This is a genomic window from Pseudomonas mosselii, assembly GCF_003205295.1.
Classification (GTDB): Bacteria; Pseudomonadota; Gammaproteobacteria; order Pseudomonadales; family Pseudomonadaceae; genus Aquipseudomonas; species Aquipseudomonas mosselii_B.
In genome coordinates this window covers 335,518-361,700 of record NZ_QJRP01000001.1, presented here as the reverse complement: position 1 = coordinate 361,700, position 26,183 = coordinate 335,518, and the positions used below count along the sequence as shown (strand labels likewise).

The 26,183-nt window shown below is 66.5% G+C and carries 26 protein-coding genes; 11 read left to right on the top strand and 15 right to left on the bottom strand.

The window, feature by feature from the left end:
- Nucleotides 1-121 precede the first annotated feature (121 nt).
- Nucleotides 122-1,456, top strand: coding sequence for an MFS transporter (locus DMX06_RS01760; protein ID WP_110733993.1), 1,335 nt, complete (start codon nt 122-124; stop codon nt 1,454-1,456).
- A gap of 110 nt (nt 1,457-1,566) precedes the next feature.
- Here DMX06_RS01760 and katG read toward each other — a convergent pair whose 3' ends face one another.
- Nucleotides 1,567-3,813 (bottom strand): catalase/peroxidase HPI, encoded by a 2,247-nt coding sequence (gene katG / locus DMX06_RS01755; RefSeq protein ID WP_110733991.1) that lies wholly within the window; start codon nt 3,811-3,813, stop codon nt 1,567-1,569.
- A gap of 506 nt (nt 3,814-4,319) precedes the next feature.
- Between katG and nspC the strand changes: the two genes are divergently transcribed.
- Nucleotides 4,320-5,417 (top strand): carboxynorspermidine decarboxylase, encoded by a 1,098-nt coding sequence (nspC, locus tag DMX06_RS01750; protein ID WP_110733989.1) that lies wholly within the window; start codon nt 4,320-4,322, stop codon nt 5,415-5,417.
- A gap of 30 nt (nt 5,418-5,447) precedes the next feature.
- Nucleotides 5,448-6,692, top strand: a complete 1,245-nt coding sequence (locus DMX06_RS01745) for a saccharopine dehydrogenase family protein (RefSeq protein ID WP_028691662.1) — start codon at nt 5,448-5,450, stop codon at nt 6,690-6,692.
- A gap of 69 nt (nt 6,693-6,761) precedes the next feature.
- Here DMX06_RS01745 and DMX06_RS01740 read toward each other — a convergent pair whose 3' ends face one another.
- Nucleotides 6,762-7,808 (bottom strand): class I SAM-dependent methyltransferase, encoded by a 1,047-nt coding sequence (locus tag DMX06_RS01740; protein ID WP_110733987.1) that lies wholly within the window; start codon nt 7,806-7,808, stop codon nt 6,762-6,764.
- A 193-nt stretch (nt 7,809-8,001) separates the two neighbouring features.
- Between DMX06_RS01740 and DMX06_RS01735 the strand changes: the two genes are divergently transcribed.
- Nucleotides 8,002-8,490, top strand: coding sequence for a signal peptidase II (locus DMX06_RS01735; RefSeq protein ID WP_110733985.1), 489 nt, complete (start codon nt 8,002-8,004; stop codon nt 8,488-8,490).
- A 77-nt stretch (nt 8,491-8,567) separates the two neighbouring features.
- On the opposite strand, the gene DMX06_RS01730 is transcribed toward DMX06_RS01735, so the two are convergent.
- Nucleotides 8,568-9,413, bottom strand: coding sequence for a type 1 glutamine amidotransferase domain-containing protein (locus tag DMX06_RS01730; protein WP_110733983.1), 846 nt, complete (start codon nt 9,411-9,413; stop codon nt 8,568-8,570).
- 14 nt (nt 9,414-9,427) lie between these two features.
- Nucleotides 9,428-9,733, bottom strand: a complete 306-nt coding sequence (locus DMX06_RS01725) for a putative quinol monooxygenase (protein WP_110733981.1) — start codon at nt 9,731-9,733, stop codon at nt 9,428-9,430.
- Nucleotides 9,734-9,820: 87 nt separating this feature from the next.
- Here DMX06_RS01725 and DMX06_RS01720 point away from each other — a divergent pair, with 87 nt between their 5' ends.
- Nucleotides 9,821-10,747 carry a LysR family transcriptional regulator gene (locus tag DMX06_RS01720; RefSeq protein WP_110733979.1) on the top strand — a complete coding sequence of 309 codons (927 nt, stop codon included), beginning with the start codon at nt 9,821-9,823 and terminating at the stop codon, nt 10,745-10,747.
- On the opposite strand, the gene gspF is transcribed toward DMX06_RS01720, so the two are convergent.
- The 7 genes from gspF to gspG are packed head-to-tail and all read right to left on the bottom strand — an operon-like array spanning nt 10,728 to nt 18,548.
- Complete coding sequence (gene gspF, locus DMX06_RS01715; RefSeq protein WP_110733976.1) at nt 10,728-11,933, bottom strand: type II secretion system inner membrane protein GspF; 1,206 nt, start codon at nt 11,931-11,933, stop codon at nt 10,728-10,730. The genes DMX06_RS01720 and gspF overlap by 20 nt on opposite strands.
- Nucleotides 11,933-13,354 carry a type II secretion system ATPase GspE gene (gene gspE, locus DMX06_RS01710; RefSeq protein WP_110733975.1) on the bottom strand — a complete coding sequence of 474 codons (1,422 nt, stop codon included), beginning with the start codon at nt 13,352-13,354 and terminating at the stop codon, nt 11,933-11,935. The genes gspF and gspE overlap by 1 nt, the downstream gene beginning before the upstream one ends.
- A complete protein-coding gene (gene gspD / locus DMX06_RS01705; protein ID WP_110733973.1) occupies nt 13,351-15,720 on the bottom strand; it encodes a type II secretion system secretin GspD in 2,370 nt (789 codons plus the stop codon). Before gspD ends, gspE begins: the two co-directional genes overlap by 4 nt.
- Entirely contained in the window at nt 15,717-16,238 is a 522-nt protein-coding gene (gene gspM, locus DMX06_RS01700; RefSeq protein WP_110733970.1) for a type II secretion system protein GspM, read from the bottom strand. The genes gspD and gspM overlap by 4 nt, the downstream gene beginning before the upstream one ends.
- Nucleotides 16,228-17,148 (bottom strand): GspL/Epsl periplasmic domain-containing protein, encoded by a 921-nt coding sequence (locus DMX06_RS01695; protein WP_110733968.1) that lies wholly within the window; start codon nt 17,146-17,148, stop codon nt 16,228-16,230. Before DMX06_RS01695 ends, gspM begins: the two co-directional genes overlap by 11 nt.
- The gene (gene gspK, locus DMX06_RS01690; protein ID WP_258378788.1) at nt 17,145-18,077 is read right to left on the bottom strand and encodes a type II secretion system minor pseudopilin GspK; all 933 of its coding nucleotides are present in this window, start codon (nt 18,075-18,077) and stop codon (nt 17,145-17,147) included. Before gspK ends, DMX06_RS01695 begins: the two co-directional genes overlap by 4 nt.
- Nucleotides 18,078-18,101: 24 nt before the next feature.
- Nucleotides 18,102-18,548, bottom strand: a complete 447-nt coding sequence (gspG, locus tag DMX06_RS01685) for a type II secretion system major pseudopilin GspG (protein ID WP_110733964.1) — start codon at nt 18,546-18,548, stop codon at nt 18,102-18,104.
- A gap of 148 nt (nt 18,549-18,696) precedes the next feature.
- Here gspG and gspI point away from each other — a divergent pair, with 148 nt between their 5' ends.
- A complete protein-coding gene (gene gspI / locus DMX06_RS01680) occupies nt 18,697-19,056 on the top strand; it encodes a type II secretion system minor pseudopilin GspI (RefSeq protein WP_110733962.1) in 360 nt (119 codons plus the stop codon).
- A gap of 29 nt (nt 19,057-19,085) precedes the next feature.
- Here gspI and DMX06_RS01675 read toward each other — a convergent pair whose 3' ends face one another.
- On the bottom strand, nt 19,086-20,081 hold the full coding sequence (locus tag DMX06_RS01675) for a bile acid:sodium symporter family protein (RefSeq protein WP_110733960.1): 996 nt from the start codon (nt 20,079-20,081) through the stop codon (nt 19,086-19,088).
- 142 nt (nt 20,082-20,223) lie between these two features.
- Here DMX06_RS01675 and ampC point away from each other — a divergent pair, with 142 nt between their 5' ends.
- The 3 genes from ampC to DMX06_RS01660 all read left to right on the top strand — a co-directional run bounded on the left by ampC (nt 20,224) and on the right by DMX06_RS01660 (nt 22,628).
- Nucleotides 20,224-21,363, top strand: a complete 1,140-nt coding sequence (gene ampC, locus DMX06_RS01670; RefSeq protein WP_110733958.1) for a class C beta-lactamase — start codon at nt 20,224-20,226, stop codon at nt 21,361-21,363.
- A gap of 1 nt (nt 21,364) precedes the next feature.
- Nucleotides 21,365-21,988: a glutathione S-transferase family protein gene (locus tag DMX06_RS01665; RefSeq protein WP_110733956.1), complete on the top strand. Its 624-nt coding sequence runs from the start codon at nt 21,365-21,367 to the stop codon at nt 21,986-21,988.
- Between the two features lie 307 nt (nt 21,989-22,295).
- The gene (locus DMX06_RS01660; RefSeq protein WP_110733954.1) at nt 22,296-22,628 is read left to right on the top strand and encodes a hypothetical protein; all 333 of its coding nucleotides are present in this window, start codon (nt 22,296-22,298) and stop codon (nt 22,626-22,628) included.
- Nucleotides 22,629-22,681: 53 nt separating this feature from the next.
- Here DMX06_RS01660 and DMX06_RS01655 read toward each other — a convergent pair whose 3' ends face one another.
- The 3 genes from DMX06_RS01655 to DMX06_RS01645 all read right to left on the bottom strand — a co-directional run bounded on the left by DMX06_RS01655 (nt 22,682) and on the right by DMX06_RS01645 (nt 23,851).
- Complete coding sequence (locus DMX06_RS01655) at nt 22,682-22,996, bottom strand: hypothetical protein (RefSeq protein ID WP_110733952.1); 315 nt, start codon at nt 22,994-22,996, stop codon at nt 22,682-22,684.
- 205 nt (nt 22,997-23,201) lie between these two features.
- Entirely contained in the window at nt 23,202-23,390 is a 189-nt protein-coding gene (locus DMX06_RS01650; RefSeq protein WP_028691681.1) for a hypothetical protein, read from the bottom strand.
- Between the two features lie 140 nt (nt 23,391-23,530).
- Nucleotides 23,531-23,851 carry a heavy metal-binding domain-containing protein gene (locus tag DMX06_RS01645; protein ID WP_110733950.1) on the bottom strand — a complete coding sequence of 107 codons (321 nt, stop codon included), beginning with the start codon at nt 23,849-23,851 and terminating at the stop codon, nt 23,531-23,533.
- A 134-nt stretch (nt 23,852-23,985) separates the two neighbouring features.
- On the opposite strand from DMX06_RS01645, the gene DMX06_RS01640 reads away from it, so the two are divergent.
- Together DMX06_RS01640 and DMX06_RS01635 are read left to right on the top strand one after the other, a co-directional pair.
- On the top strand, nt 23,986-25,413 hold the full coding sequence (locus DMX06_RS01640; RefSeq protein WP_110733947.1) for an MFS transporter: 1,428 nt from the start codon (nt 23,986-23,988) through the stop codon (nt 25,411-25,413).
- Nucleotides 25,410-26,138 (top strand): class I SAM-dependent methyltransferase, encoded by a 729-nt coding sequence (locus DMX06_RS01635; RefSeq protein WP_110733945.1) that lies wholly within the window; start codon nt 25,410-25,412, stop codon nt 26,136-26,138. Before DMX06_RS01640 ends, DMX06_RS01635 begins: the two co-directional genes overlap by 4 nt.
- The last annotated feature ends 45 nt before the right edge of the window (nt 26,139-26,183 follow it).

Below are 26,183 nucleotides of genomic sequence, written 5' to 3'. Positions count from 1 at the left end.
GGAGGTCGCCCTCGACAAAGCCTGCTCGCCCTGCCGCTTGTCTACTGGCCCGAGAACAACGACGGCGCGCCCCGAGCGCGCCGCATCCGCCCAGGCTGCCAAGACCACCGGAGAGCACCCCATGTCCACCGCCCACGAGGTCCCGCCCGCCACCTTGCGCCGGGTGATCGCCGCCTCGGCCATCGGCAATTTCGTCGAATGGTTCGACTTCGCCGTCTACGGTTTTCTCGCCACGCTGATCGCCAGCCAGTTCTTCGCCAGCGAAGACGCAGGCGTGGCCCTGCTCAAGACCTTCGCCGTATTCGCCGTGGCCTTCGCCCTGCGTCCGCTGGGTGGCATCGTGTTCGGTGCGCTGGGCGACCGGCTCGGGCGCAAGCGCATCCTGTCGCTGACCATCCTGCTGATGGCCGGTTCCACCACCCTGATCGGCCTGTTGCCGACCTACGCCAGCATCGGCGTGCTGGCTCCGGTACTGCTCACCCTCGCCCGCTGCTTGCAGGGGTTTTCCGCAGGTGGTGAATATGCCGGAGCCTGCGCCTACCTGATGGAGCACGCGCCACGAGGCCGGCGGGCGTTCTACGGCAGCTTCGTGCCGGTCTCGACCTTCTGCGCCTTCGCCTGCGCGGCGGTCATCGCCTACGGACTGGAGGCCAGCCTGACGTCCGAGGCGATGAACAGCTGGGGCTGGCGCGTGCCGTTCCTGGTCGCCGCGCCCCTGGGCCTGGTGGGCCTGTACCTGCGCTGGCGCATGGAGGAGACTCCGGCGTTTCGCCAGGCGCTGGCCGAAGGCAAGGCCCACGCGCACTCGCCGCTGGGCGATACCCTGCGCCACCATGGCCGCACCATTCGCAACCTCGGCGCGTTCATCTCGCTGACCGCGCTGTCGTTCTACATGTTCACCACCTACTTCGCCACCTACCTGCAGACGGTCGGCCACCTGAGCCGCGCCCAGGCGCTGCTGGTCTCGACCGTGGCCCTGCTATTCGCCGCCGCCGGCTGCCCGCTGGCGGGCGCCTTCAGCGACCGTGTCGGGCGGCGCCGGACCATCGGCTTCACCTGCCTGTGGGTGATGCTCGCGGTGTTCCCTGCCTACTGGCTGGCCAGTTCCGGTTCGCTGTCGGGAGCATTGCTGGGGGTGATCCTGCTGGCCATCGGCGCGCTGGTGAGCGGCGTGGTCACCGCCGCGCTGCTGTCGGAATGCTTCCCCACCCGTAGCCGCTACACCGCCTCGGCGATCACCTACAACGTCGCCTACACCCTGTTCGGCGGCACCGCGCCGCTGGTGGCGACCTGGCTGATCGAACAGAGCGGCAGCCGCCTGGCGCCGGCGTTCTACCTGGTGGTGATTGCCTTGCTGGCATTGCTGGGCGGGTTGGCGTTGCCGGAGACCTCACAGGCTTCATTGCATGAGGAAACCCCGGGCAACGATCAGCCTGGGGTATCGCAAGACCTGTAGCTGATTGCCCTGGGGCTTCTCGTGGGAGCGGGCTTGCCCCGCGATGATGGCCTGAATGGCCTCATCGCGGGGCAAGCCCGCTCCCACGAAACGCTGCCCCATGCCTTTCGTCACGCCAGGTCGAAGCGATCTAGCTCCATCACCTTCACCCAAGCCGCCACGAAGTCCTTGACGAACTTGTCCTTGGCATCGCTACTGCCATACACCTCGCTCAAGGCACGTAGTTGCGCGTGGGAGCCGAACACCAGGTCGACCCGGCTGGCGGTCCATTTCACCTGACCGGTCTTGCGGTCACGGCCTTCGAACGCCTCGTTGTCCACCGACGTCGGCTTCCACTCCACGCCCATGTCCAGCAGGTTGCGGAAGAAGTCATTGCTGAGCACGCCGACCCTGTCGGTGAACACGCCATCCTTGCTGCCGCCATGGTTGGCGCCCAGCACCCGCAGGCCGCCGATCAGCACGGTCAGCTCCGGTGCGGTGAGCGTCAGCAACTGGGCCTTGTCCAACAGCAACTTCTCGGCCTTGACGCTGTAGCGGGCCTTGCTGAAATTACGGAAACCGTCGGCCAGTGGTTCGAGCACGGCGAACGACTCGACATCGGTCTGTTCCTGCGACGCATCCACACGCCCCGGATGGAACGGTACGCTGATGTTGTGCCCGGCATCCTTGGCCGCCTTCTCCACCGCCACGCTGCCGGCCAGCACGATCAGGTCGGCCAGGGATATCTTGTTACCGCCCTCGCTGCGGATCTGCTCCAGTGCCGTCAGCACCTTGTCCAGGCCCTGGTTCGCCGTCCAGCCGTTCTGCGGAGCCAGGCGCAAGCGGGCGCCGTTGGCGCCACCGCGCTTGTCGGAGCCGCGGAAGGTCGAGGCCGAGGCCCACGCGACACCAACCAGTTCGGCGACAGTCAGCCCCGAAGCCAACACCTTGGCCTTGAGCGCGGCGATATCGGCTTCACTGGGCTGAGGGCCTGACTTGGGCAGCGGGTCCTGCCACAGCAGTTCCTCGTTGGGCATTTCCGGCCCGAGGTAGCGGGCCAGCGGCCCCATGTCGCGGTGGATCAGCTTGTACCAGGCACGGGCAAAGGCATCGGCGAGCTGCTCGGGGTTGTCCTTGAAACGCCGGGCGATGGGTTCGTAAACGGGGTCGAAGCGCAATGCCAGGTCGGAGGTAAGCATCGACGGGGCGTGCTTCTTGCCGGGGTCGTGGGCATCGGGCACGGTACCCGCGCCCTTGCCATCCTTCGGTCGCCACTGATGGGCACCCGCCGGGCTCTTGGTCAGTTCCCACTCGAAGTTGAACAGGTTGTTGAGGTACTCGTTGCTCCACTTCGTCGGAGTCGAGGTCCAGATCACTTCCAAGCCACTGGTGATGGTGTCGCCGCCCTTGCCGGTACCGAATTTGTTGTGCCAGCCGAAACCTTGCTGCTCCAGGCCCGCGGCTTCCGGCTCGGCGCCGACATTGTCGGCGGGGCCGGCACCGTGGGTCTTGCCGAAGGCGTGGCCGCCGGCGATCAGCGCCACGGTCTCTTCATCGTTCATGGCCATGCGGCCGAAGGTCTCGCGAATGTCCTTGCCCGATTTCACCGGATCGGGCTCGCCTTCCGGGCCTTCCGGGTTGACGTAGATCAGGCCCATCTGCACAGCGGCCAGCGGGTTTTCCAGGTTGCGCTCGGCAGACAGGTCGCGGTTCTGCTCCTCGCCATGCTTGGCGGGCTCGGCCACCAGGTCACCCTGGCCGGGCGGCTGGGCCTTGACCTGTTCCTTGCCGTAGCGGGTGTCACCACCCAGCCAGACCTTTTCCGAGCCCCAGTACACGTCCTCGTCGGGCTCCCACACATCGGCGCGGCCACCGGAAAAACCGAAGGTCTTGAAGCCCATGGATTCGAGGGCGACGTTGCCGGTGAGCACGATCAGGTCGGCCCAGGAGAGCTTGTTGCCGTACTTCTGCTTGATCGGCCACAGCAGGCGCCGGGCCTTGTCCAGGCTGACGTTGTCCGGCCAACTGTTGAGCGGGGCGAAACGCTGCTGGCCGGAACCGGCACCGCCACGGCCGTCACCGATGCGGTAGGTGCCGGCGCTGTGCCAGGCCATGCGGATGAACAACGGGCCATAGTGGCCGAAGTCGGCCGGCCACCAGTCCTGGGAGTCGGTCATCAAGGCGCTCAGGTCTTTTTTCAAGGCCTGGAAGTCGAGGCTCTTGAACGCCTTGGCGTAATCGAAGTCCGGGTCCATGGGGTCGGACTTGCTGGTGTGCTGGTGGAGGATCTTCAGGTTGAGCTGGTCAGGCCACCAGTCACGGTTGCTGGTGCCGCCACCGGCGGTCTGGTGGAACGGGCATTTCGATTCGTTCGCCATCTGCTTCTACCTTTTGGGTCGGTTCAATTCAGATTTCCGGGCGTTCTTGTATTTTTGCTGCCAGGTCTCGGAACAGGCGCGCCCGCAAGCACGCCCTCTGCTCATCAGTTGTGGCCGGGCACGCCTGTGCACCGGCTTTTCGCGGAACCAGCACAAAGACTAGCCGAGCCTGGGCAGAGGTCTAATAGAGGCGCTATTGGGGGGTGATAGCCTGGCTCTGTCAGCCAGTGGCGTCGCATCCCCACTTGCCAAGGCCCAGTGGCAGATCAGGATCGTCACATTGATCTGTTCAACTGGGCTCGCCCCGATGAAAAAGCACATTTGGCCGGTCCTTGCGATACCGGCCGAACCAGCGCCAGGGAAGGCGCAATCACGGGCCAGATGGCACTTCAATAGCGAAGTGCGCGTGCGACTCGGACGAAATGCGCCCCACGCCCTTTCGTACCGCGGCAAGTGAAGGCACAATGCGTGTCCTTTTTTTGGCCGGCCTGGCCGGGGGCCTTTAAATGATCAAGACGCCGTACTACCTCATCGACAAACAGAAACTGCTGGGCAACATGGAAAAGATTGCCTACGTGCGCCAGCAGTCCGGGGCCAAGGCCCTGCTCGCCCTCAAGTGCTTCGCCACCTGGTCGGTATTCGACCTGATGCAGCAGTACATGGACGGCACCACCTCCTCCTCGCTCTACGAGCTCAAGCTCGGTCGCCAGAAGTTCGCCGGCGAAACCCACGCCTACAGCGTGGCCTGGGCTGACGATGAAGTCGAAGAGATGCTCGAGAACTGCGACAAGATCATCTTCAACTCCATCGGCCAGCTCGAACGCTTCGCCGAACAGTCCGAGGGCAAGGTGCGCGGCCTGCGCGTCAACCCGCAGGTGAGCAGCTCCGACTACCTGCTGGCCGACCCGGCACGCCCGTTCAGCCGCCTCGGTGAGTGGGACCCGGAAAAGATCGAGAAGGTGATCGGGAAGATCTCCGGCTTCATGTTCCACAACAACTGCGAGAACGGCGACTTCGGCCTGTTCGACAAGATGCTCACGCACATCGAGGAGCGCTTCGGCCACCTGCTGCACAAGGTCGAGTGGGTCAGCCTCGGTGGCGGCATCCACTTCACCGGCGAAGACTACGCGGTGGACGCGTTCTGTGCGCGCCTGAAAGCCTTCTCGCAACAGTACGGCGTGCAGGTCTACCTGGAGCCGGGGGAAGCGGCCATCACCAACAGCGCCTCGCTGGAAGTGACCGTGCTCGACACCCTGTACAACGGCAAGCACCTGGCCGTGGTCGACAGCTCGATCGAGGCGCACCTGCTCGACCTGCTGATCTATCGCCTCAACGCCAAGATGGCGCCCAACGACGGCGCGCACACCTACATGGTCTGCGGCAAGTCGTGCCTGGCCGGCGATATCTTCGGCGAGTATCAGTTCGACAAGCCGCTGCAGATCGGTGACCGCCTGTCGTTCATCGACACCGCCGGTTACACCATGGTCAAGAAAAACTGGTTCAACGGTCTGAAAATGCCGTCCATCGCGGTCAAGCAACTCGACGGCAGCGTCGAGCTGGTTCGCGAGTTCGGGTTCGAAGACTACGTTTCGAGCCTGTCGTAAGACAGGCTTTCATGAAGGAGAGAAGCTGAATTGAAGAAGAACGTTCTTATCATTGGTGCAGGAGGTGTCGCCAAGGTGGTGGCCCACAAGTGCGCACAGCATAACGACGAACTGGGTCGTATTGCGATTGCGTCACGGAACATCTCCAAATGCCAGGCCATCATCGACAGCGTCAAGGCCAAGGGTAGCCTCAAGGTACCCGCCGACATCCAGGCCTTCTCGCTCAACGCCCTCGATGTCGAGGCGACCAAGGCACTGATCCGCGAGACCGAATCGCAGATCGTGATCAACGTTGGTTCCGCCTTCCTCAACATGTCGGTGCTGCGTGCCTGCATCGATACCGGTGTCGCTTATCTTGACACCGCGATTCACGAAGAACCGGGCAAGATCTGCGAAACCCCGCCCTGGTATGGCAACTACGAGTGGAAACACCTCGAGGAATGCCAGCAGAAGAACATTACCGCCATTCTCGGTGTCGGCTTCGACCCGGGTGTGGTGAACAGCTACGCGAAACTCGCGCAGCAGCAGTATTTCGACCGCATTGATTCGATCGACATCCTCGACGTCAATGCCGGTTCCCACGGCAAGTACTTCGCCACCAACTTCGACCCGGAAATCAACTTCCGCGAGTTCACCGGGCAGGTGTGGAGCTGGCAGAACAGCCAGTGGACCAGCAACACCATGTTCGAGGTCAAGCGTACCGACGACCTGCCGGTGGTGGGTTCGCAGAACCTGTACCTGACCGGTCACGACGAGGTGCACTCGATCTCGAAGAACCTGAACGTGCCGAACGTGCGCTTCTGGATGAGCTTCGGCGAGCACTACATCAACGTGTTCACCGTGCTGAAGAACCTTGGCCTGCTTTCCGAGCAACCGGTCAAGACCGCCGAAGGCCTGGAAGTGGTACCGCTGAAAGTGGTCAAGGCCGTGCTGCCGGATCCGGCCTCGCTGGCTCCGGGCTACACCGGCAAGACCTGCATCGGTGACCTGGTCAAGGGCACCAAGGACGGTCAGCCGCGCGAGGTGTTCATCTACAACGTGGCCGATCACGAAGAAGCCTACGCCGAGACCGACAGCCAAGGCATCTCCTACACCGCCGGCGTGCCGCCGGTGGCCGCCGCGCTGCTGGTCGCCCGTGGCGAGTGGGACGCCGGGCGCATGGTCAACGTCGAGGAGCTGCCGGCCGAGCCGTTCCTCAAGGCGCTGGACGTGATGGGCCTGCCGACCCGCGTCAAGGATGAAAAAGGCGATCGTCCATGGGACGCTGAAGCCTAAGCTGCACGACGAAGGGGCGCCAGATGGCGCCCCTTCTGTTTGTGCGAAAGAGCCATCACAGGCAGATCGCTACTTCCTGGCCTCCAGTATCAGGTTGAACGGCGTCTGCGTCGCCCTGCGGAACTGCCTGAACCCTGCCTCTTCGAACACCGCCCGCAACCGCGCCTCCCCTGCCTGCGCCCCCAGTCCCAGCCCCACTTCCTGAGACAGCGAATTCGGCGTGCAGATGAAGGTGGACGCCGCATAGAACAGCCTGCCGACCGGATTGATGTTGGCATCCAGCGTATCTTCGGCAAACGGCTCCACCAGCATCACCGTGCCGTCGTCCTTGAGTGCCCGATAGGCATGTCGCGCCGCCCCGACCGGATCGCCCATGTCGTGCAGGCAGTCGAAGAAACACACCAGGTCCAGGTCACGGCCGGGATAGTCCTTGGCCGAGGCCTGCTGGAAGCTGACCCGGTCGGCCACCCCCGCCTCGCGGGCCCGCTCGGTGGCGGTGAGCACCGACGGCGCGTGGTAGTCGTAGCCAGTAAATTGCGAGGCCGGGAACGCCTCGGCCATGACGATGGTCGAGGCACCATGGCCACAACCGACGTCGGCCACCAGGGCGCCGGCCTGCAGCTTGGCCACCACACCCTCCAGGGCCGGCAGCCAGTCGGCCACCAGGAAGGTCCGGTAACCCGGCCTGAAGAAACGCTCGGTACCACTGAACATGCAGGGATGATGATCGCCCCAGGCGAGTGCGCCGTTGCCGCGCATGGCCGCGACCAGCTTGTCCTTGTCATGGAACAGCGCCGCCAGCACCGAGGCGCCGCCGGCCATGTAGGCCGGTGAGTCTTCCAGGGCCAGCGTCATGGCCTGCTCCTCAGGCAAGGTGAACTGTCCGTCACGATGCACCAGGTAACCCGCCGCCGCCTGGCCGTTGAGCCATTCACGCACCAGTCGTGGCTGGCAGCCGGTGCGTTCGGCCAGTACCTGGGGCGTGATCGGCTGGCTGTCGGCCATGGCCCGGTACAGCCCGAGCTCATCCCCAAGGATGACATTGGCCAGCGTCGCCGCCGCGCCCATGTCGCCCACCAGCTTGCCCATGAATTCATGAAGCCGTGCCTCGTCCATGACCTGCCCTCCTCTTGCCAGAAGGCCACCGTCGGCGACGTCAGGTCCAGGGGCGGTGGTCGGATGGATGATCGGACCGCTTTGAAGCCGGTCCAGGCTTTAAGTCTAGACCCGCCTGCGCTATCTTCGCCGCGCTGCCGGCAGCCCCGCCAATACCGGACGGCCGCACCCGCGCAGCGAAGGAATTGCCTGCATGCTCTCCAGCCGTACCCTTGTCCTGATCCTCGGCGTCGCTTTCATCATGCTCGACCAGTGGGTGAAACTGATCGCCCTGGTCGCCCTGAACAACCACAGCTATGTCTTCGGCAACCAGCTCGTCTGGCTCGACCTGGCCCTGAGCCTGAACCCGGGCGCATTCCTCAGCCTTGGCGCCAGTCTGTCGCCGGGCCTCAAGCAACTGATCTTCGTGGCGGCGGTGGGTGTGGCGTGCTGCTGGGCCGTGACCTGGGCGCTCAGGCACTGGCAGGCGACACCGGTGAAGGCCGGCGCGGCCTACTTCATCGCCATGGGCGGCCTGGCCAACCTGATCGACCGGGTACTGCGCGACGGCCATGTGGTCGACTACCTCGTGCTCAACCTCGGGCCGTTGCATACTGGCGTGTTCAACCTTGCCGACATCGCCATCATGGCGGGTGCGCTGGTGCTGGCGTTGGGTGCCTGGAAGAAACCGGCCATCGCATGAAAGCTACCAAGTGCCCGCCGCGCGGGCGGCGCTCGATCTCATAGGTGCTATACCTGTTTCGCCAAGCACCTGATTCGCTATTGCCCTGCAGCCTCCAACCGCTCCAGCAACGCCTCGGCCAATGCCTTGTCGGAGAACGGGTTCTGCCCGGTGATCAACTCGCGATCGACCACCACGTGAGGCTGCCAGGCCTCGGCATAGCTCATATTGCCGCCCGCGCCGGCCATGGCCTTGGCCGGATAGAACTGCAGGCGCTGGTCCTTGAGCGAACCTTCGAACACCTGCTCCTCCGGATCGGAGAAGATGGTCATGCGATAACCCTGGTAGGTCCAGTCGCGGGCCGCCGGGGTTTCGCCGCGTGCCAATGCGGCGCGGTAGGCGGCCGGGTCCTGCTGCGCCGACAGCAGCGTGATAGGACCGTGGCAGATGGCGGCCGTAGGCTTGCCGGCCTGGTGGAAATGGCGCAGTAAGGTGCCGACGTCCGGGTTGTTGGCCAGGTCGATCAGCGGCGCATGGCCACCCGGGATGAAAATCCCGGCGTAACGATCCAGATCGCCCGCCAGCACCTCCTTCACCGACAGCGTGTCGTCGATGTCCGGCAGGCTATTGACCACCTGGCGGATACGCTGCATCTCGCTGGCATCGCCGCCGAAGTACATCGGGTCGACCGAGCGCTCGTCGACACTCGGCGCATTGCCCTTGGGCGTCACCAGCACCAGCTTGTAGCCGGCCTTGAGCAAGCGGTCGGCGGGCACGCCGAACTCGTTGAGGTAATAGCCGGTGGGGTATGGCTTGCCGTCCTTGAGCTGCAGTTGGTTCTCGCTGGACAGCAACACCAGCACCTCGCCTTTAGCGGCAGCAGCGGCATGGCCGCTCAGCAATGCGCCGGCCAGCGCCAGCGCAACGGGAGCAATCTTGTTCATGATCGATTCCTGATTCAGTTGAATGGCGCAATATCCAGCGGGCGGGAAAGCTGCACCTGGGTCGGTGCGGCCAGCCACTCGGCGGTGGTAGCGCGGTAGGCCTGGTAATGGGCACTGTCGCGATGGGCCTGGACGGCAGTCTCGTCGACGTACAGCTCGAACAGATCGAACGCCAGCGCCCCGCCCTGGCGCACGAACAGGTCATAGCGCAGGTTGCCGGGCTCGGCACGGGTCTGCTCGACCATCCGGCGCAGGGCCTGCTCGGTGGCGCCACGGTATTCGGGAAGGGGTTGGATGGTGGCGAAAATGGCGATGGTCATAGGCGATTCCCTCAACAGGTTGGGCCCATCCTAACCATCGCGCTATGATTCGATAATTCGAAAGCATTTATTCCTGCGATTCAAGTTATGAATATCGGCAACAAGGACCTCAACCTGCTGCACCTGTTCCAGGTGCTCTACGAAGAGCGCAGCGCCTCCCGTGCGGCGCAACGCCTGGCGCTCAGCCAGCCGGCCCTGAGCCACAAGCTCAACAAGCTGCGCCACCAGTTCGGCGACCCGCTGTTCGTGCGCGCGCCACGCGGCCTCACGCCCACCCCCAGGGCCCATGAGCTGGCACCACAAGTGCAACAGTTGGTCGGGCACCTGCAGGACTTCTTCAGCCGCTGCGACGGCGAGCACTTTCTCGAACGCCCGGTCCAGTTGCACCTGTACAGCACCGACTACCTGGAGCAGACCTTGCTGCCCGGGCTTCTGCCGATTCTTCGTGACCAGGCGCCGAACCTGACCCTGGTCACCCACAACACCCGTGGCGAGCTGCCCCGCGAGGCGCTGGAGAAAGGCACCTGCGACCTGGCCATCGCCGGCTTCTACAGCGACCTGCCGGACACCTTCCACCAGCAGCGCCTGCTCGGCGAGGACTTCGTGGTGCTGGCCGCGGCCGACAACCCGCATCTGAAAGACGGCCTGACCCTGGAAGCATTCGTGGCCTGCGACCACTTGTTGACGACCCTGACCGGCGATCTCGACGGCCGGGTCGACCAGGCCCTGCGGGCCCTCGGCCAGCAACGCCGGGTGGTGGCCGGTCTGTCCAGCTTCATCGCCCCCACGCGCCTGGTGCGCGGCACCGACCTGCTGCTGACCTGCCTGCGCTCGCTGGCCATGGAGGCAGTCGAGCGCGATCCCAGCCTGCGCCTGCACGCCCTGCCCCTGGTGCTGCCGCGGGTCGAGGTAATGCAGATCTGGCATGCGCGCACCCACGCCGATCCCTTGCGCCGCTGGTTCCGCCAGCAGGTGCGGGAGGTGGCGCAGCAGGTCACTGCACCAGCTGGTTGATCTCGATGATCGGCATCAGCACGGCCATGACGATCAGCAGCACCACTGCGCCCATGACCACGATCATCAACGGTTCCAGCAGCGCGGTCATGCCCATGGCGCGGCGCTCGATGTCCTTGGCCAGGCTGTCGGCGGCACGGTCGAGCATCGGCGGCAGGTTGCCGGTCTTCTCGCCGCTGGCGATCAGGTGGATGAGCAGCGGCGGAAAGACCTTCTCCACCGCCAGTGCCGAGGCCAGCCCGGCGCCCTCGCGCACCCGCGCCGTGGCCTCGTTGACGCACTGGTCGAGGCGGTCGTTGCCCAAGGTCTGGCGCGCCGCCTCCAGTGCCCGCAGCAGCGGCACCCCGGCGCTGCCGAGGATCGCCAGCGTGGAGGCGAAACGCGCCGTGTTCAGGCCCAGCACGAAGCGCCCGAACAACGGCAGCCGCAGGACCCGCCCATGCCAGGCCAGGCGCGCCGCCGGGGCGCGCAGGTAGACCCGCCAGCCCCAGACCGCCCCGGCCATCAGGGCAAAGCACAGCACACCCCATTCGCGCACGAAGTCACTGGCCGCCAGCATGGCCAGGGTCAGCCCGGGCAGGTCCTGACGCGCCTGGGTGAAGGCACTGACCACCTGCGGCACCACGTAGCTGAGCAGGAAGATGACGATGCCCACTGACACCAGCCCCACCACGCCAGGGTAGATGAACGCCGTGAGGATCTTGCCGCGCAGGGTGTTGCGGTCCTCGATATAGTCGGCCAGGCGCTCCATCACCTGGGCCAGGTCGCCGGACTCCTCGCCCGCCGCCACCAGCGCCCGGTAGATCTCGGGGAAGTCCCGCGGCCGCTCGGCCAGGGCATCGGCCAGGCGCATGCCGCTGCGTACATCGCCGCGCACCGCGCCCAACAACTGCGCCACATGCTTGCGCTCGGCCTGCTCCAGGGTCGCCCCCAGTGCCGCCTCCAGCGGCAGGCCGGCGGCCAGCAGGCTTGCCAGCTGACGCGTGGCCCAGGCCAGGTCGCCGTCGGACAGTTTCGCGCCGAACAGGCCACTGCCCTGCCCGGCCGCAGCCTGGACCTCGACCTCCAAGGTGGTCAGGCCCAGGGCGCGCAGCTGGGTCATCGCCGCCCCCGGACTGTCGGCTTCGAGCAGCCCCTTGACCACCCGGCCCTGGGCATCGGCGGCTTCATAGCGATAGCGGTTCATCAGGCGTCCCGTGTCACGCGCAGGATCTCTTCCAGGCAAGTGCTGCCACTGTCGACCCAGCGCTGGCCGTCCTCACGCATGCTCAGCATGCCGTTGCGCCGGGCGGCGGCGCGCAGGGCCTGTTCGCCTGCGCCCTGGTGCACCAGGCTGCGCACCTCGTCATCCACGCAGAACAACTCGTGGATACCGGTGCGGCCGCTATAGCCGCAATGGTTGCAATGCGCGCAGCCCACCGCGCGGAACTGTCCGGGCGAGGCCGGATCGGGCTCGCGGCAGTGCGGGCACAATCGGCGCACCAGGCGCTGGGCCAGCACCCCGAGCAGCGCCGAGGCCAGCAGGAACGGCTCGACCCCCATGTCGATCAGGCGGTTGACCGCCGACACCGCGTCGTTGGTGTGCAGGGTGGCCAGCACCAGGTGCCCGGTAAGCGACGCCTGCACGGCGATCTGCGCGGTCTCCAGGTCGCGGATCTCGCCGATCATGATCACGTCGGGGTCCTGGCGCAGGATGGCGCGCAGGGCCACGGCGAAGCTCATGTCGATGCGCGCGTTGACCTGGATCTGGCTGATGCCCGGCAAGTCATATTCCACCGGATCCTCGACGGTGAGGATGTTGCTGACGCTGGCATCCAGCCGCGCCAGGGCCGCGTACAGGCTGGTGGTCTTGCCCGAGCCGGTGGGGCCGGTGACCAGCACGATGCCGTGGGGCTGGCGAATCAGCTGGTCGAGCCGCGCCAGCAGGTTGGCGTCCATGCCCAGCGCCTCCAGGCGCAGGCGTCCGGCCTGCTTGTCGAGCAGGCGCATCACCACCCGCTCGCCATGGCCGGTTGGCACGGTGGACACGCGGATATCGATCGGTCGCCCGGCCACGCGCAGGGCGATGCGGCCGTCCTGGGGCAGGCGTTTTTCGGCGATATCCAGCTGCGCCATGATCTTGATCCGCGACACCAGCGCGCCGTGCAGTGCCTTGCGTGGCGAAACCACATCGCGCAGGGTGCCGTCGACCCGGTAGCGCACCAGGCAATGGCTCTCGAACGGCTCGATATGGATGTCACTGGCCTGGTCGCGCGCGGCCTGGGTGAGCAAGGCGTTGATCATGCGGATCACCGGCGCGTCGTCCTGGGCCTCGAGCAGGTCGGTGACTTCCGGGATGTCCTGCAGCAGGCGATCCAGGTCCACCTCGTTCTCCGCCGCGCCCACCACCGCCGCCGCACTGCCGGTGTCGGCGTAGGCGCTGACCAGCAGCGCGTCCATCTGCGCATCGTCGAGCGGCTCGACCAGCACCTGGCCGTGGCGCCGGCGCACCTCGGCCACTGCCCAGGCCGGGCTCGACGGGCAGCGCGACAGCACCGCACCGGCCTCGCCATCCACCTGCAGCACCAGGCGTTGGGCCTTGGCCCAGGCGTATGGCAAGCGGCTCAACGCGCCACCTCGTCCACCGGCACCGCGCGGATCGCGGCCCGTGGTGCGCGCAGCGCCGCCGGCTGGGCGCGGCCCTGGTCGGGCACGCCCTGCTCCACTGGCGGCAACAGCGGCATGTCCATGTCCGGCAAGGCCCAGGAATGCTCGGGCTTGAGGCTGCCCTGGGCGCGGCGGATGAAGTCGTAGCGGTTCAGGGTGATGCTGCGCCCGACCGCCGCATCGCGCACGATGTAAGGGCGCAGGAACACCATCAGGTTGGTCTTGTTGCTGGCGCGGCGCTCGCTGCGAAACAACGCACCGACCCCCGGCAGCCCGGACAGCCACGGAATGCCCTCGTTGGTCTGGGTGTAGCCGTCCTGCAGCAGGCCGCCCAGGACCATGATCTGGCCATCGTCGAGCAGGATGCTGGTGTCGATGGCGCGCTTGTTGGTCACCGTGCCGGCGGCGCTGGAGGCGCGCTGGTCGACGCTGCTGACCTCCTGGTAGACGTCCAGCTTGACCGTACCGCCCTCGGAGATCTGCGGACGCACGTTCAGCCGCAGCCCCACCTCCTCGCGCTGGATGGTCTGGAACGGGTTGTTGCTGTTGCCGCCGCCGTCGGTGACGTACTGGCCGCTGACGAAGGGGATGGTCTGGCCGACGAAGATGCTCGCCGCCTCGTTGTCCAGGGTCAGCAGGTTGGGTGTCGACAGCACGTTGCTGCCACCCTTGCTCGTCAGCGCACGGGCCAGCACCTTGAGGTCGAGCACCTCGCCGATGCCCGGGATTTTCACCGTGCCATCGACCACCCCCACTGACAGCCCCTTCGGCAGCACGTCGATGCTGCTGGGTCCCTTGACCAAGCCGCTGCCGCCGAGGTTGGCGCCGCCAAACACGCCATTCTTGCCGAGGTTACCGGCCTGCCACTGGATGCCGAACTCGTTGGCGTCGTCTTCACCGACTTCGACGATCAGGCTTTCCACCACCACCTGGGCGCGGCGCTGGTCGAGCTGGTCGATGACTTCGCGCAGGCTGCGGTACAGCGGCTCGGGCGCGGAAATCAGCAAGGTGTTGGTGGTCTTGTCGGCCTGGATGGTCGCGCCACCGGCGGAGAACGCGGTGCCCTGGTCGTTCTGCTGGGTGGTGCTGCCATAGCTGTTCGGTGTCGTGCCGGCGCCCTGGCTGCTGCCACGGCTGCTGCTGGCGTTGTTGTTGGCGCTGTTGCCTTGCGTGCTGCTGCCATTGCCATTGGCGCCGTTGCTACTGCCGCCAGTGAGCATGCCGCCTCCACTGAGCAGCGCACGCGTGGTGTCGTTGCCGGCAGTGTCGCTCTCGCCGGTCAGCAGCCCGCGCAGGCTCTGCGCCAGCTTGTCGGCCTGGGCATTGCGCAGGTACACCACATGCAGGTTGCCGGCGCTGTTCTGGGCGTTGTCGAGCTTGTAGATCAGGTCACGGGCCAGCTGGGTGCGCTCGGGGCTGCCGGAGCGGATCACCACGCTGTTCGAACGCGGGTCGCCCAGCACACTGATCTTCTGGGTCGGGTCGCTGCCCTGGCTGTCGAGCAGTTCGTTGACCATGCCGGCGATGTCGCTGGCGATCCCGTTGTTGATCGCCACCACGTCGGTGTCGATGGCCGTGGGAATGTCGACCCGGTCGAGGATCTGCGCCACCCGCTCGAGGTTCTCGGCGTAGTCGGTGACGACCAGGGTGTTGTTGCCGGGGTAGGCATTGATGGGGTTGTCGGGCGAGACGATCGGGCGCAGCACCGGGATCAGGTTGACGGCGTTCTCGTACTGCAGGCGGAAGGTGCGGGTGACCATGCCGTTGCCGGCGTCGCGGTCCCCGGTCACCAGTGCGCCGCCGAGCAGCTTGGCATCGGCCTGAGGTACTACCTGGGCCACGCCGCCGACGTCGACCACGCTGAAACCTTGCATGCGCAGGGCCGACAGCAGCATGGCGTAGGCCTTGCTGGCGGGAACCTCGCCCTCGGATACCAGGGTCAGCTGGCCCTTGACCCGCGGATCGACCAGGAACTGCCGGCCGGTGGCGCGGGACAGGCCGCGCACCACCGCCTGGATATCAGCATCGACGAAGTTCAACTGCACCGGCTGATCACCCAGCGGGTTGGCCGGGGCCGGTGATGCCACAGTGCGACTGTGGCGCTGGCCGACCCGCGGGGCGGACTGGCGCGCTGCCGGGCGTGTCTGCGGCTCGGGCTGTGCACGATGATCCGGCACGCCCGTCGAGGCGCCGGCCTCGGCCAGCGGGCGGCCCAGCTCGCTGCTGGCCAGGGGGCGTTGCACGCTCGGCGCGCTGGCACAGGCGCTGAGCGCCAGGGCCAGGAGCAAGGGCGCGAACGGCAGTCGCGATGAACGGAGGCACGTCATGAAGGGTCCTTAGCGCCATGCGCCTGATCCATGCGAAGGGTTCCGGAGAAGGTCACCGGGCTGCCCGGTTCGGCAGCCGGGTCGCGGCGCAGCGCCAGCTGACCGATGCCAAGTCCCAGCCGCAGCGGTACGCCCTGCAGCCAGGCCATCGCCGCTTCGGCGGGGGCTCGCTGCCAGCTCAGGTGCCAGGCATCGCCGTCGGCATCGAGTTGTGAGTGTTCTTGCAGGCCTGCCTGCTCCAGGCTTTGCCGCAATGCCAGGGCTATGTCTGCTGGGCGCTGCGCCAGTCGCTCGCCGAGCAGGGCGTCGAGCGCCTGTGCCTGGCCACGCAGCTTGGGTGTCTCGGCCTGCCAGTGGTCGATCCTGGTCAACGCCGGTTGGACCAGCACCTGCCAGCAGAACAGCACGCCTAGCAGACCGCCGCCCAGGGCGACGGCGCGACGTTCCCGCGCGGCCAGGGCCTGCCAGCGTTGCCGCCCCTGCGCACGCAGGGTAGCCAGGCGCGCCTTAATCGACATGGGCCAGCTCCTCGCCGGACGGCTTGGCCGCGCGCAGTGTCCAGCCCTGCCCGCTGGCCTGGCCATCGATACCACGGGCGGCAAGATCGGCCTGCCAGGCGCTGCCCGCCGGGGCCTTGCCGCCATCGGCCAGGGGCGTGATGCGCAGCAGGCCATCCTGGTAATCCATGGCCTCGACATTGCCGGCCAGGAACGGCATGACCTGCCCGGCGCCCTCCAGCAATGCCACCAGCCCCGGCGCCGCGCTGCCCTGTCCGCCCTGCAACTGCTGGCGCGCCTGCTGCAACGGGTTGAGCACCACCGGCAATTGCGGGAAGGCCAGGCGCACCTGGGCGACCATGCGGGTACGCAACGCTTCGCCCTCGCGGGCGAGGTGCGCCGCGTAAAGGTTCAGGCCCAGGCACCAGACCAGCGTCGCCGCCACCCAGATGCCCAGCGTGCGCCCCCAAGCCATCGGCTTCGCCGGGCCGGCCAACCCGCCGGACAGATCCGCCACCGACGGTGCAGCGTCCTGGCAGGCGTACAACCCGACTGGCCTGACTCCCTCAGCCTGCAGCCACGCCTGCAGCCGTGCCAGCTCCGTCAAACCGAGCCAGGCCACCGCGACCTGCCCATCGGCCCGACGCGGCCCGTGGGCCACATGGACCTGCCCGGCATCCCCGAGCACCAGCCCCTGCACCGCGCAGCCCACTGCCGCCGTCAGGCGCTTGCCGGTCAGAGGCGGCATGGCGATGTCCAAGGCCAGGCTATCCTGCTCGTGCAGGTGCAGACGCCAGGACGCGCCCTTGGCCTCCCGAAGCAGTTGCCCACGGTTGGCCTGCCCACGCCTGTCGGCCAGGCGATACTCCAGCAGCGAAGCTTCATCCAGTTCGGCCAGCGGTGCCAGCCAGACTTCCATGAAGGTACTCATGCGCCCACCCGCTGCCAGATGACATCCGGCAACTGCCCCTCGCGCTGGCGCAGCAGCGCCTGCAGGGGAAGCTCGCGACTGCCAAGGCGCGCCAGGCCGCGCAGGCGGAACCAGTCGCTGTTGATCCCCACCCGCACGTTGGCCATGGCCAGGGACGGCATGCGCAGGCGATTGACGAAATCGCCGCGATTGATGAACCAACGGCCACCATCGCGCTCAGCCACCAACGCCGCGGCCTGCTGCAACGACAGGCCCGGTACCTGAGCGGCAAGCACTTCGGCACTGGCGGTGTTGCCGTTGACCCAGGTCAGCGCCGGCAGCACCGTGACGAACCGACGCAGGCGCGCCAGGGCTTCGCCATCCATGCCCTTGAGCCCGGCCAGCGCCTCGACGCTGCGCAGCATCGGGCGCCTGGCCGGCAACACTGCGTCGGCGCTGGCCGGTGAAGTCGCACGGCCGCTGGCCAGGCCCAAGCCTGCATTGGCGGGAGTGGCCAGCGGACGCTGTGGGTAGCTGTCGATCACCTGTCCGGCAATGGCCGTGGCCAGGCGCTCATCGATTCCGATCAACACGCACAGGCGCCGAAAGGTCGCCAGCGCCTCGATATCCACCTGGCCATCGACCACCAGGTTGCGCAGGTTGAACTTGCCCTGTTCGTCCTCCAATTGACCGTCGAAGCGCACGCTGCCGGAGGGCACATCGCGCATCGGCCGGGACCAGGGCTGACCGCCGCGCACCAGCGGGTCGCGCAGGCGCTGTTCGAGCAGCACCTGGCGGCTGAACTGAAGGCCGCCTTCCAGGGCCCACTGGCCCTGCAATGCCAGCTGGCGGTTCTCCACCTGACGGGTCAGCAACCCCTGACGCTCGATCATGCCGGCGGCGATCACCGCCACCACTGCGCCGATCAGCAATGCACTGATCACGGCCATACCCTCCTGGCGCGCCATGGCCGGTCACAACTGCCAGGAGCCGAGATCGGCATTCACCCCGTCGCCGCCGGCCTGGCCGTCGGCGCCCAGGGAGAACACATCGACCTCGCCGTTGGCGCCCGGGTTCAGGTACTGGTACGGGCGCCCCCAGGGGTCGTTTGGCAAGCGATCAAGGTAGGCACGCCATTGGCCGTCCTTGGCCTGGGCCGGCTTTTCCACCAGCACCTTCAGGCCCTGGTTCTGGTTGGGGTAGGCGCCATTGTCCAGCCGGTACAGCTTCAGCGCCTGCATCAGCCCGCCGATGTCCTGGCGCGCCGCGGTGGCGCGGGCCTGATCGGGCCGGTCGAGTACCTTGGGCACCACCATCGCCGCGAGAATCCCGAGGATCACCACCACCACCATGATCTCGATCAGGGTAAAGCCCTGCTGGCGGACACGGTGGGCGGGCATGTTGCGGCGGGCGATCTGCATCTCGGCATTCCTTGCGTGAGTTCGAATCGGGGGCCGATTGTGGCAAGCGGGTATGTCACGGATATTGAAAAAGCTCGGGAGTCGGCGTCGTCAAACCGTCATCGCGCCGCTCTAGAATGCCGCTTTGCCCTGCGCGAATGGAGCTCCCGTGCGCACCACCGAGGACGGTTTCACCCTGATCGAAGTGTTGGTGGCGCTGACCATCGTGGCTGTTGCCATGGCCGCCGCCGTGCGCGCCACCGGCTTGATGACCCAGGGCAACGGGCTGTTGCGCGACAAGGGGCTGGCCCTGCTGGCGGCCCAGGGGCGCCTGGCCGAACTGCGCCTGGAGGGCGGCGCGAAGCCAGGCATCAAGCAGTTCGACTGTGACCAGGGGCGCTTGCGCTTGCGCTGTGAGCAACGCCTGTCGCGTGCGCCGGGGGCGATGTTGGAGGTATCGCTACAGGTCTTCGATCGCCAACGCGAAGGGCCGGCGCTGGCGCGACTGCAAACGCTGGTTGGCCAGTGAACGCGCCACGCGCCCATCGCATCATTTCATTACAATGACGCGCGCACCTCAGGATGCCCCTCCTCCACCCGCGCCGCATATCGCTGCGCCAGCACCGCACAGACCATCAGCTGGATCTGATGGAACAGCATCAACGGCAGGATCATCGCCCCGATGCCACCACCCACGAACAACACTTGCGCCATGGGCACGCCCGTCGCCAGGCTCTTCTTGGAACCGGCGAACAGGATGGTGATGCGGTCCTCGACATTGAACCCCAGCACCCGTCCGAGCAGTCGCGTGCCCAGCAGCACCACCGCCAGCAGGATGCCGCACACAGCGAACAGCCCGGCCAGGTGCTGCGGCGACACCGTGTGCCACAGTCCGGTGACCACCGCCTCGCTGAACGCGGTGTACACCACCAGCAGGATCGAGCCCTGGTCCACCACCTTCAGCCAGCGTGCATTGCGCTTGACCCAGGCGCCGATCCAGCGGCGGGCGATCTGCCCGGCGACGAAGGGCACCAGCAACTGCAGGGTGATCTTCAGTACCGCATCCAGCCCGGAACCGGTGTCGCCCGAGGCGCCCAGCAGCAGCATCACCAGCAACGGTGTCAGGAAGATCCCCAGCAGGCTCGAGGCCGCCGCGCTGCAGATCGCCGCCGGCACGTTGCCCCGGGCCAGCGAGGTGAAGGCAATCGCCGACTGCACCGTGGCCGGCAAGGCGCACAGGTACAGCACGCCCAGGTACAGCTCATTGCCCACCAGCGGCACGAACAGCGGCTTGAACGCCAGCCCCAGCAACGGGAACAGCACGAAGGTGCAGGTGAACACCAGCAGGTGCAGGCGCCAGTGGCCGGCACCGGCGATGATCGCCTCGCGCGACAGCTTGGCGCCGTGCAGGAAGAACAGCAGGCCGATGGCCAGGTTGGTCAGCCAGCCGAACAGCACCGCGCCCTCGCCTGCGCACGGCAGCACGGTGGCGATAAACACCACCCCGAGCAGGGCCAGGGTGAAGTTGTCGAACAGCATCCGTAGATATCTCATCACAGTTCCCGTCTTGTCTTTGTGCAAGCCTGGACGATAAGGTCTTGGCCTTTGTGCCGCTAACGCCGGAACCCCTGTCGGTGTCGCCCAACGGACACCTCGCTTCGCAACGCCCCTGATCCACGACAAGGAACGCCCCACCATGAAACGCCCCCCACGCCTGCTGCTGGCCACTGCCCTGACGCTTGCCGCCCCGCCCCTGCTGGCCAACGACCTGCAAGCTACCGTCGATGACGTGATCCCGGCGCTGATGCGCGAGCAAGGCATCGCCGGCATGGCCGTGGCGGTATATGCCAACGGCCAGTCGCATTACTTCAACTACGGTCTGGCCGACAAGGCCAGCCGCCAGGCGGTGAGCCGCGACACGCTGTTCGAGGTCGGTTCGGTGAGCAAGACCTACACCGCCACCCTCGCCGCCCTGGCCAGCGCCGAAGGCAAACTCGACTTGCAGGCCCCGGCCAGCCGCTACCAGCCGGCCCTGGCCAAGGCCTCGATCGGCAAGGCCAGCGTGCTGGAACTGGGGGCCTACAGCGGCGACTGCCTGCCCTTGCAGTTCCCCGATGAGGTGCAGACCCCGGCCCAGACGCTGGCCTGGTTCCAGCACTGGCAGCCCCGCTTCGCACCCGGCACTTACCGTTGCTACTCGAACCCGAGCCTGGGCCTGTTCGGCGACCTGGCGGCCCGTGCCCAGCAACGGCCGTTCGCCGAGCTGATGACCCAACAGGTACTGCCCCGCCTTGGGCTCAAGCACACCTACCTGGAAGTGCCGGCCAGCGCCCGCGGGCTCTACGCGCAAGGCTACGACGCCAAGGACAAGCCGGTGCGGGTCAACCCGGGCCCCTATGCCGAGCAGGCCTATGGCATCAAGACCAGTGCCAGCGACCTGCTGCGCTATGTGCAGTTGCAACTGCAACCGGACACCCTCGACCCGGCCATGCGCAAGGCCATCGCCATCACCCAGTCCGGTTACTTCCAGGTCGGCGCGATGACCCAGGGTCTGGGCTGGGAGCGCTACCCCTACCCGGTCAGCCTCGACACCCTGTTGGAATACAACGGCGCCAAGATCATCCGCGGGGAAAACCCGATCCAGGCGCTGAACCCGGCGCTGCCCGCCGACCCTGCCGCCTGGTACAACAAGACCGGCGCCACCGGCGGCTTCGGTGCCTACGTGGCGTTCGTGCCGTCCAGGCAGATGGGCATCGTGCTGCTGGCCAACCGCAACTATCCCAACGAAGAACGCGTGCGCGCCGCGCAACGCATCCTTTCCAGCCTGGAGCCGTGACATGCTGAAGATCCTTGGCAAGGCCTCGTCGATCAACGTGCGCAAGGTGCTGTGGACCTGCGCCGAGCTGAACCTGCCGTTCCAGCGCGAAGACTGGGGCAGCGGCTTTCGCGCCACCGATACACCCGAGTTCCTGGCGCTGAACCCCAACGCCATGGTGCCGGTGATCGTCGATGGCGACTTCGTGCTGTGGGAGTCCAATACCATCCTGCGCTACCTGGTCAACCAGTACGGCGGCGAGTCGCTCTACCCCGCAGCCCCCCGCGCCCGCGCCGCGGTCGACCAGTGGCTCGACTGGCAAGCCACCGACCTCAATGACGCCTGGCGCTACCCGTTCATGTCGCTGGTGCGCCAGTCGCCGGCGCACCAGGACCCCGCGCTGCTGGCCGCCAGCAACGCCCAGTGGACGGCCAGGATGCGCCTGCTCGAAGCACGCCTGCAGGCCACCGGCGCCTATGTCGCCGGCGACGCGTTCAGCCTCGCCGACGTGGCCATCGGCCTGTCCCTCAACCGCTGGCGGCGCACGCCCATGGAGCACCCGCAACTGCCGGCGCTGGAGGCCTATCATGAGCGGCTGCGTCAACGCCCCGGCTACCTCGAGCACGGCGACAACGGCCTCGCGTGACAGAACCGGCAGGATTGTCCGACAAGATGTAGTGACTAAAAATAATCACTACAAAACGGTTGACGCCCTTCCCGCGCCTTGTGCATGATGAGGCCGTCTCCCCGATCGGGAGCGGTGGCAAGGGTGTTCCAGACGGCCTGCGCGGTAACGCAGGCCGTCCGTGGAGAGGGAAACTGCCCAGAAGGCAGCGTGAGAAAGCCCCTGTTGCGAAGCTGCTGTAGCAGCCTTGGTTAGCGCGCTACATGGTGTGGCGCCGAATGTGAACTTCAGCCGAACTTCACCAACGAATGAGAGTAATGGGGGCTTTATGATGAACTTGAACAACAATCCAACCGTCTACCAATTGGCCCAGCTGTTCGCCGCGCGCAAGGACAGCCTCGACGACCACCTGCTGTGGGTAAGCCAGTCCGGCGAGGTCCGCCTGGATCGCCTGCCGCCGAACACGGTCGAAGCCGAATTCGAATCGCACATGCCCAGCATGCGCGCCCGCTTCAAGGTCTACCGCCGTGGCCAGGGCTACGTCGGCAGGAAGGCCGCCGCCGACACCACCTTTGTCGGTCGCGTACTGGAGACCCTGCAACAAGAATGGCCCGCCGCCCGCGAGCGGCAGGCAATCAAGGTGATCGACTCGCTGAACTGAATCTTTCGGCAGTCCACCGTTGCTTGAGCCCGGCCCGCAAAGGCCGGGCTTTTTCATGCGCGCCTGGCCTGAAGCTTGCGCGGTATCTGCTCCGGCAACGGCAGCGCACCGGTGGCCAAGGCACGGGCGCGATCCACACCCCAGACCAGCGCCCGGGTCATGGTCTCGCCCGGTCGCGAGGGGTAGTACTCCTCCAGCAAGGCTTTGCCGCTTCGGGCATACAGCCCGAGAAACAACTGCGTGGCACCGACCCTGGACAGGCGCACCTGCACATCGATGCTGGTGCCGTCGCTCAGTTCCTCGTCGTGACAGCGGCTGTGCAACTGCGCATCGGCCCACTGCCAGTAGGTCTCTTCCCTGATTCGCATTGAAGTCGATACTCCGTGTCTGAAATGCCGCGCAAGAAAAGCACAGCCTCGGGCCGTCGGCGAGGGGGACGAGCCGATACCATGAGCGGGGTCAAGAAATGGCGGGAAAAGCGTGCCGTCGGGCGGTTTCGTGTTGATTGATCAAACATGAAGCGAGGCATGCCCGCTCCTGTTGTGGGAGCGGGCTTATGGGGTCAGTACAGGTTCACTTCTTCGACGGGACGCGTGGCGTGAAACGCCCCTTCTTGGCGCGCTGCAGGTGCGCCGGTTGCAGTTGCTCCGACTCGTCCAAGGTCATGTTGGCAAAGCCCAGGCGCACGGCTGCCTGGCCGCAGCGTACCTGGCTGTTGATCGGAAACGCATCGTTCAGGTCTTCGAAATAGGATTCGCTCATGCCCTGTCTCCCTCCAATGGCGACCGTGCCGGCAGGCAATGCGCCTGCCTAGTGAAGCGGCGGTCCGTTGAAATGAGACTAGCCGGTCATTTGCGGACCAGTCGGACAAAATTTCCTGGCCCGACCAGTGGCAACTGGCCTTACTTCAGTCGCACCGCCGTGCCGGTGGCGAACACCACGACCATGCCGCCCTGTACCGACGGCATGCTGATCTCGAAGTCCACGCCCACCAGCGCATCGGCTTGCAACTGCCGTGCCCGCGCGATGAGTTCCTCGGTAGCCTGCTCGCGAGCCAGCTTCAGCGCGCCCTCCAGGGTCTGCGAGCGGCCGCCGAAGAAGTCGCGAAAGCGTGCGAAGAAATCGCGCACGAAGTTGATCCCCTGCACCGATTCGGCGCTGACCACGCCGAGGTACTCGGCAATCGGGCGGCCGTCGAGCTGGCTGGTGGTGCTGATGATCATGGATGTCGCTCCTGGAACAAGACAAAAGAGCACGATCCTAACAAATCCACCGCGACCAAATTACACAAGCAATTTCTTGAATAATGATTTTCCGGCTCCTAGACTCCCAGCGCAGGACCACGCAAGGAGCGTACATGACCGCCATCCCCGAACAGCCACCGGCCCGTTGGAGCGAACTGCTCAGCGGCGGCAACGCGCTACGCTCGATCGCCCTGGCCGGCGGCGTCGCCCTGCACGCCATCAATGTCTACATCGTCACCACCCTGCTGCCGACCGTGATCGAAGAGATCGGCGGGCTGGCCTTCTATGCCTGGAACACCACCCTGTTCGTGGTCGCCTCGATCATCGGCTCCACCCTCTCCACCCGCCTGCTGGCCCGTGGCGGACCGCGGGTCGCCTACCTGCTGGCGCTGCTGGTGTTCGCCATCGGCTCGATGCTCTGCGCCCAGGCCGGGAACATGCCGATGCTGCTGCTCGGGCGCAGCGTGCAGGGTCTGGGTGGCGGCATCCTGTTCGCCCTGAGCTATGCGCTGATCCACCTGGTGTTCGACAGCCGCCTGTGGCCCCGCGCCATGGCCCTGGTCTCGGCGATGTGGGGCGTGGCCACGCTGTGCGGCCCGGCCGTGGGCGGGGTGTTCGCCGAAGGCGGGCACTGGCGCTGGGCGTTCTGGTCGCTGTTGCCAGTCGCTGCCGCCCTGGCACTGATCGTCTGCCTGCGCCTGCCGGCACGCCAGGCCCTGGACGACAATGGCGCGCGCCCGGCCTACGGGCTGATCGCCTGCCTGGTGGCCTCGGTACTGGCGATCTGTGCGGCCAGCCTGGCCGACACCCTGTGGATCAACCTGGCCGGCATCGTCGCGGGCCTGGCCATCGCCGCGCTGATCGCCCGCCTCGATCCCCGGGCGCGTCATCATCTGTTGCCCACCGGGGCCTATAGCCTCAAGCAGCCGATGGGCGCGCTGTTCGCCATGATGTGCCTGCTGGTGGCGGCCATCACCACCGAAATCTATGTGCCCTACTTCCTGCAGCGCATCCATGGCTTCGGCCCCTTGGCCGCCGGCTACCTGACCGCTGTGATGGCCGCGGGCTGGACGGTCGGCGCCCTGGCCAGCGCCGGGCGCGACCGCGATGGCGGCGCCTGGCAGATCCGCAGCGGGCCGCTGGTGGTCGCCGTGGCGCTGCTGGCACTGGCCCTGCTGACCCCCGCCCCGACCTGGATCGCCAGCGCGCCTGGCCTGGCGCTATTCGCCCTGGCCCTGGCCGGTGTGGGCCTTGGCATCGGCCTGGGCTGGCCGCACCTGCTCACCCGGGTGCTGCAGGCGGCGCGTCCCGGCGAGGAAAACCTCGCCTCGGCGTCGATCACCACGGTGCAGTTGTACGCCACCGCACTGGCCGCAGCTCTGGCCGGGCTGGTCGCCAACAGTGCCGGGCTGGTCGAGCCGGGCGGCGTCGAAGGCGCGCGCCAGGCCGCATTGTGGTTGTTCGCCGTATTTGCCTGCGCGCCGCTGCTGGCTCTACCCCTGGCGCTGCGCCTCACCTCTGAACGCAAGGAGTGCCCATGAAGGAATCCAAGGAAGTCTACGAGCGAATCAGCGAGCAGTTCGAAGACTTCACCAGCCACGCCAGCCAGCGCGGGGTCGAAGTCGACACCTTCCGCTACATGGCCGGCGAAGTGAACGGCGAGGAGATCCTCGACCTGGCCTGCGGCCATGGTTTCTTCAGCCGGCGCCTGAAGGACTGGGGCGCGGCGCGGGTACACGGCGTGGACATCTCGCCGAGCATGATCCACCAGGCGCGCCAGGCCAACGACGGCATCGCCTACGAAGTGCGCGACGTCGCGCAGATGGGCCGCATCGGCCAGTTCGACAAGGTCACCGCCGCCTGGCTGTTCAACTACGCCGGCAGCGTCGAGGAGCTGCGGCGCATGTTCGAGAGCGTCGCCCTTAACCTCAAGCCGGCCGGGCAACTGATCGCCTACACGGCAAATCCTGCCTTCGACCTGGCCCGGGGCAACTTCACCGAGTACGGCATCCGTGTGCTGGACGAACAACCGGTGGAAGGCGGCTTGCGCTGCCGGGGCCAGTTCATGAGCACGCCGCCTGCGGACTTCACCTATTACCGCTGGCACAAGTCGGTCTACGAACAAGCCGCCCACGATGTCGGCCTGCATAACGTGCGCTGGATCGCACCGCTGATCAGCGGGATCCGCAAGAAGGCGCATCCACCGGGGTACTGGGATCTGTTCGAGCAGAACAGCCTGCAGGTCGGGTTGATCTGCAGTCGCTAGGATCATCGAATTTCCCTGTGGGAGCGGCCTTGCGTCGCGAAAGGG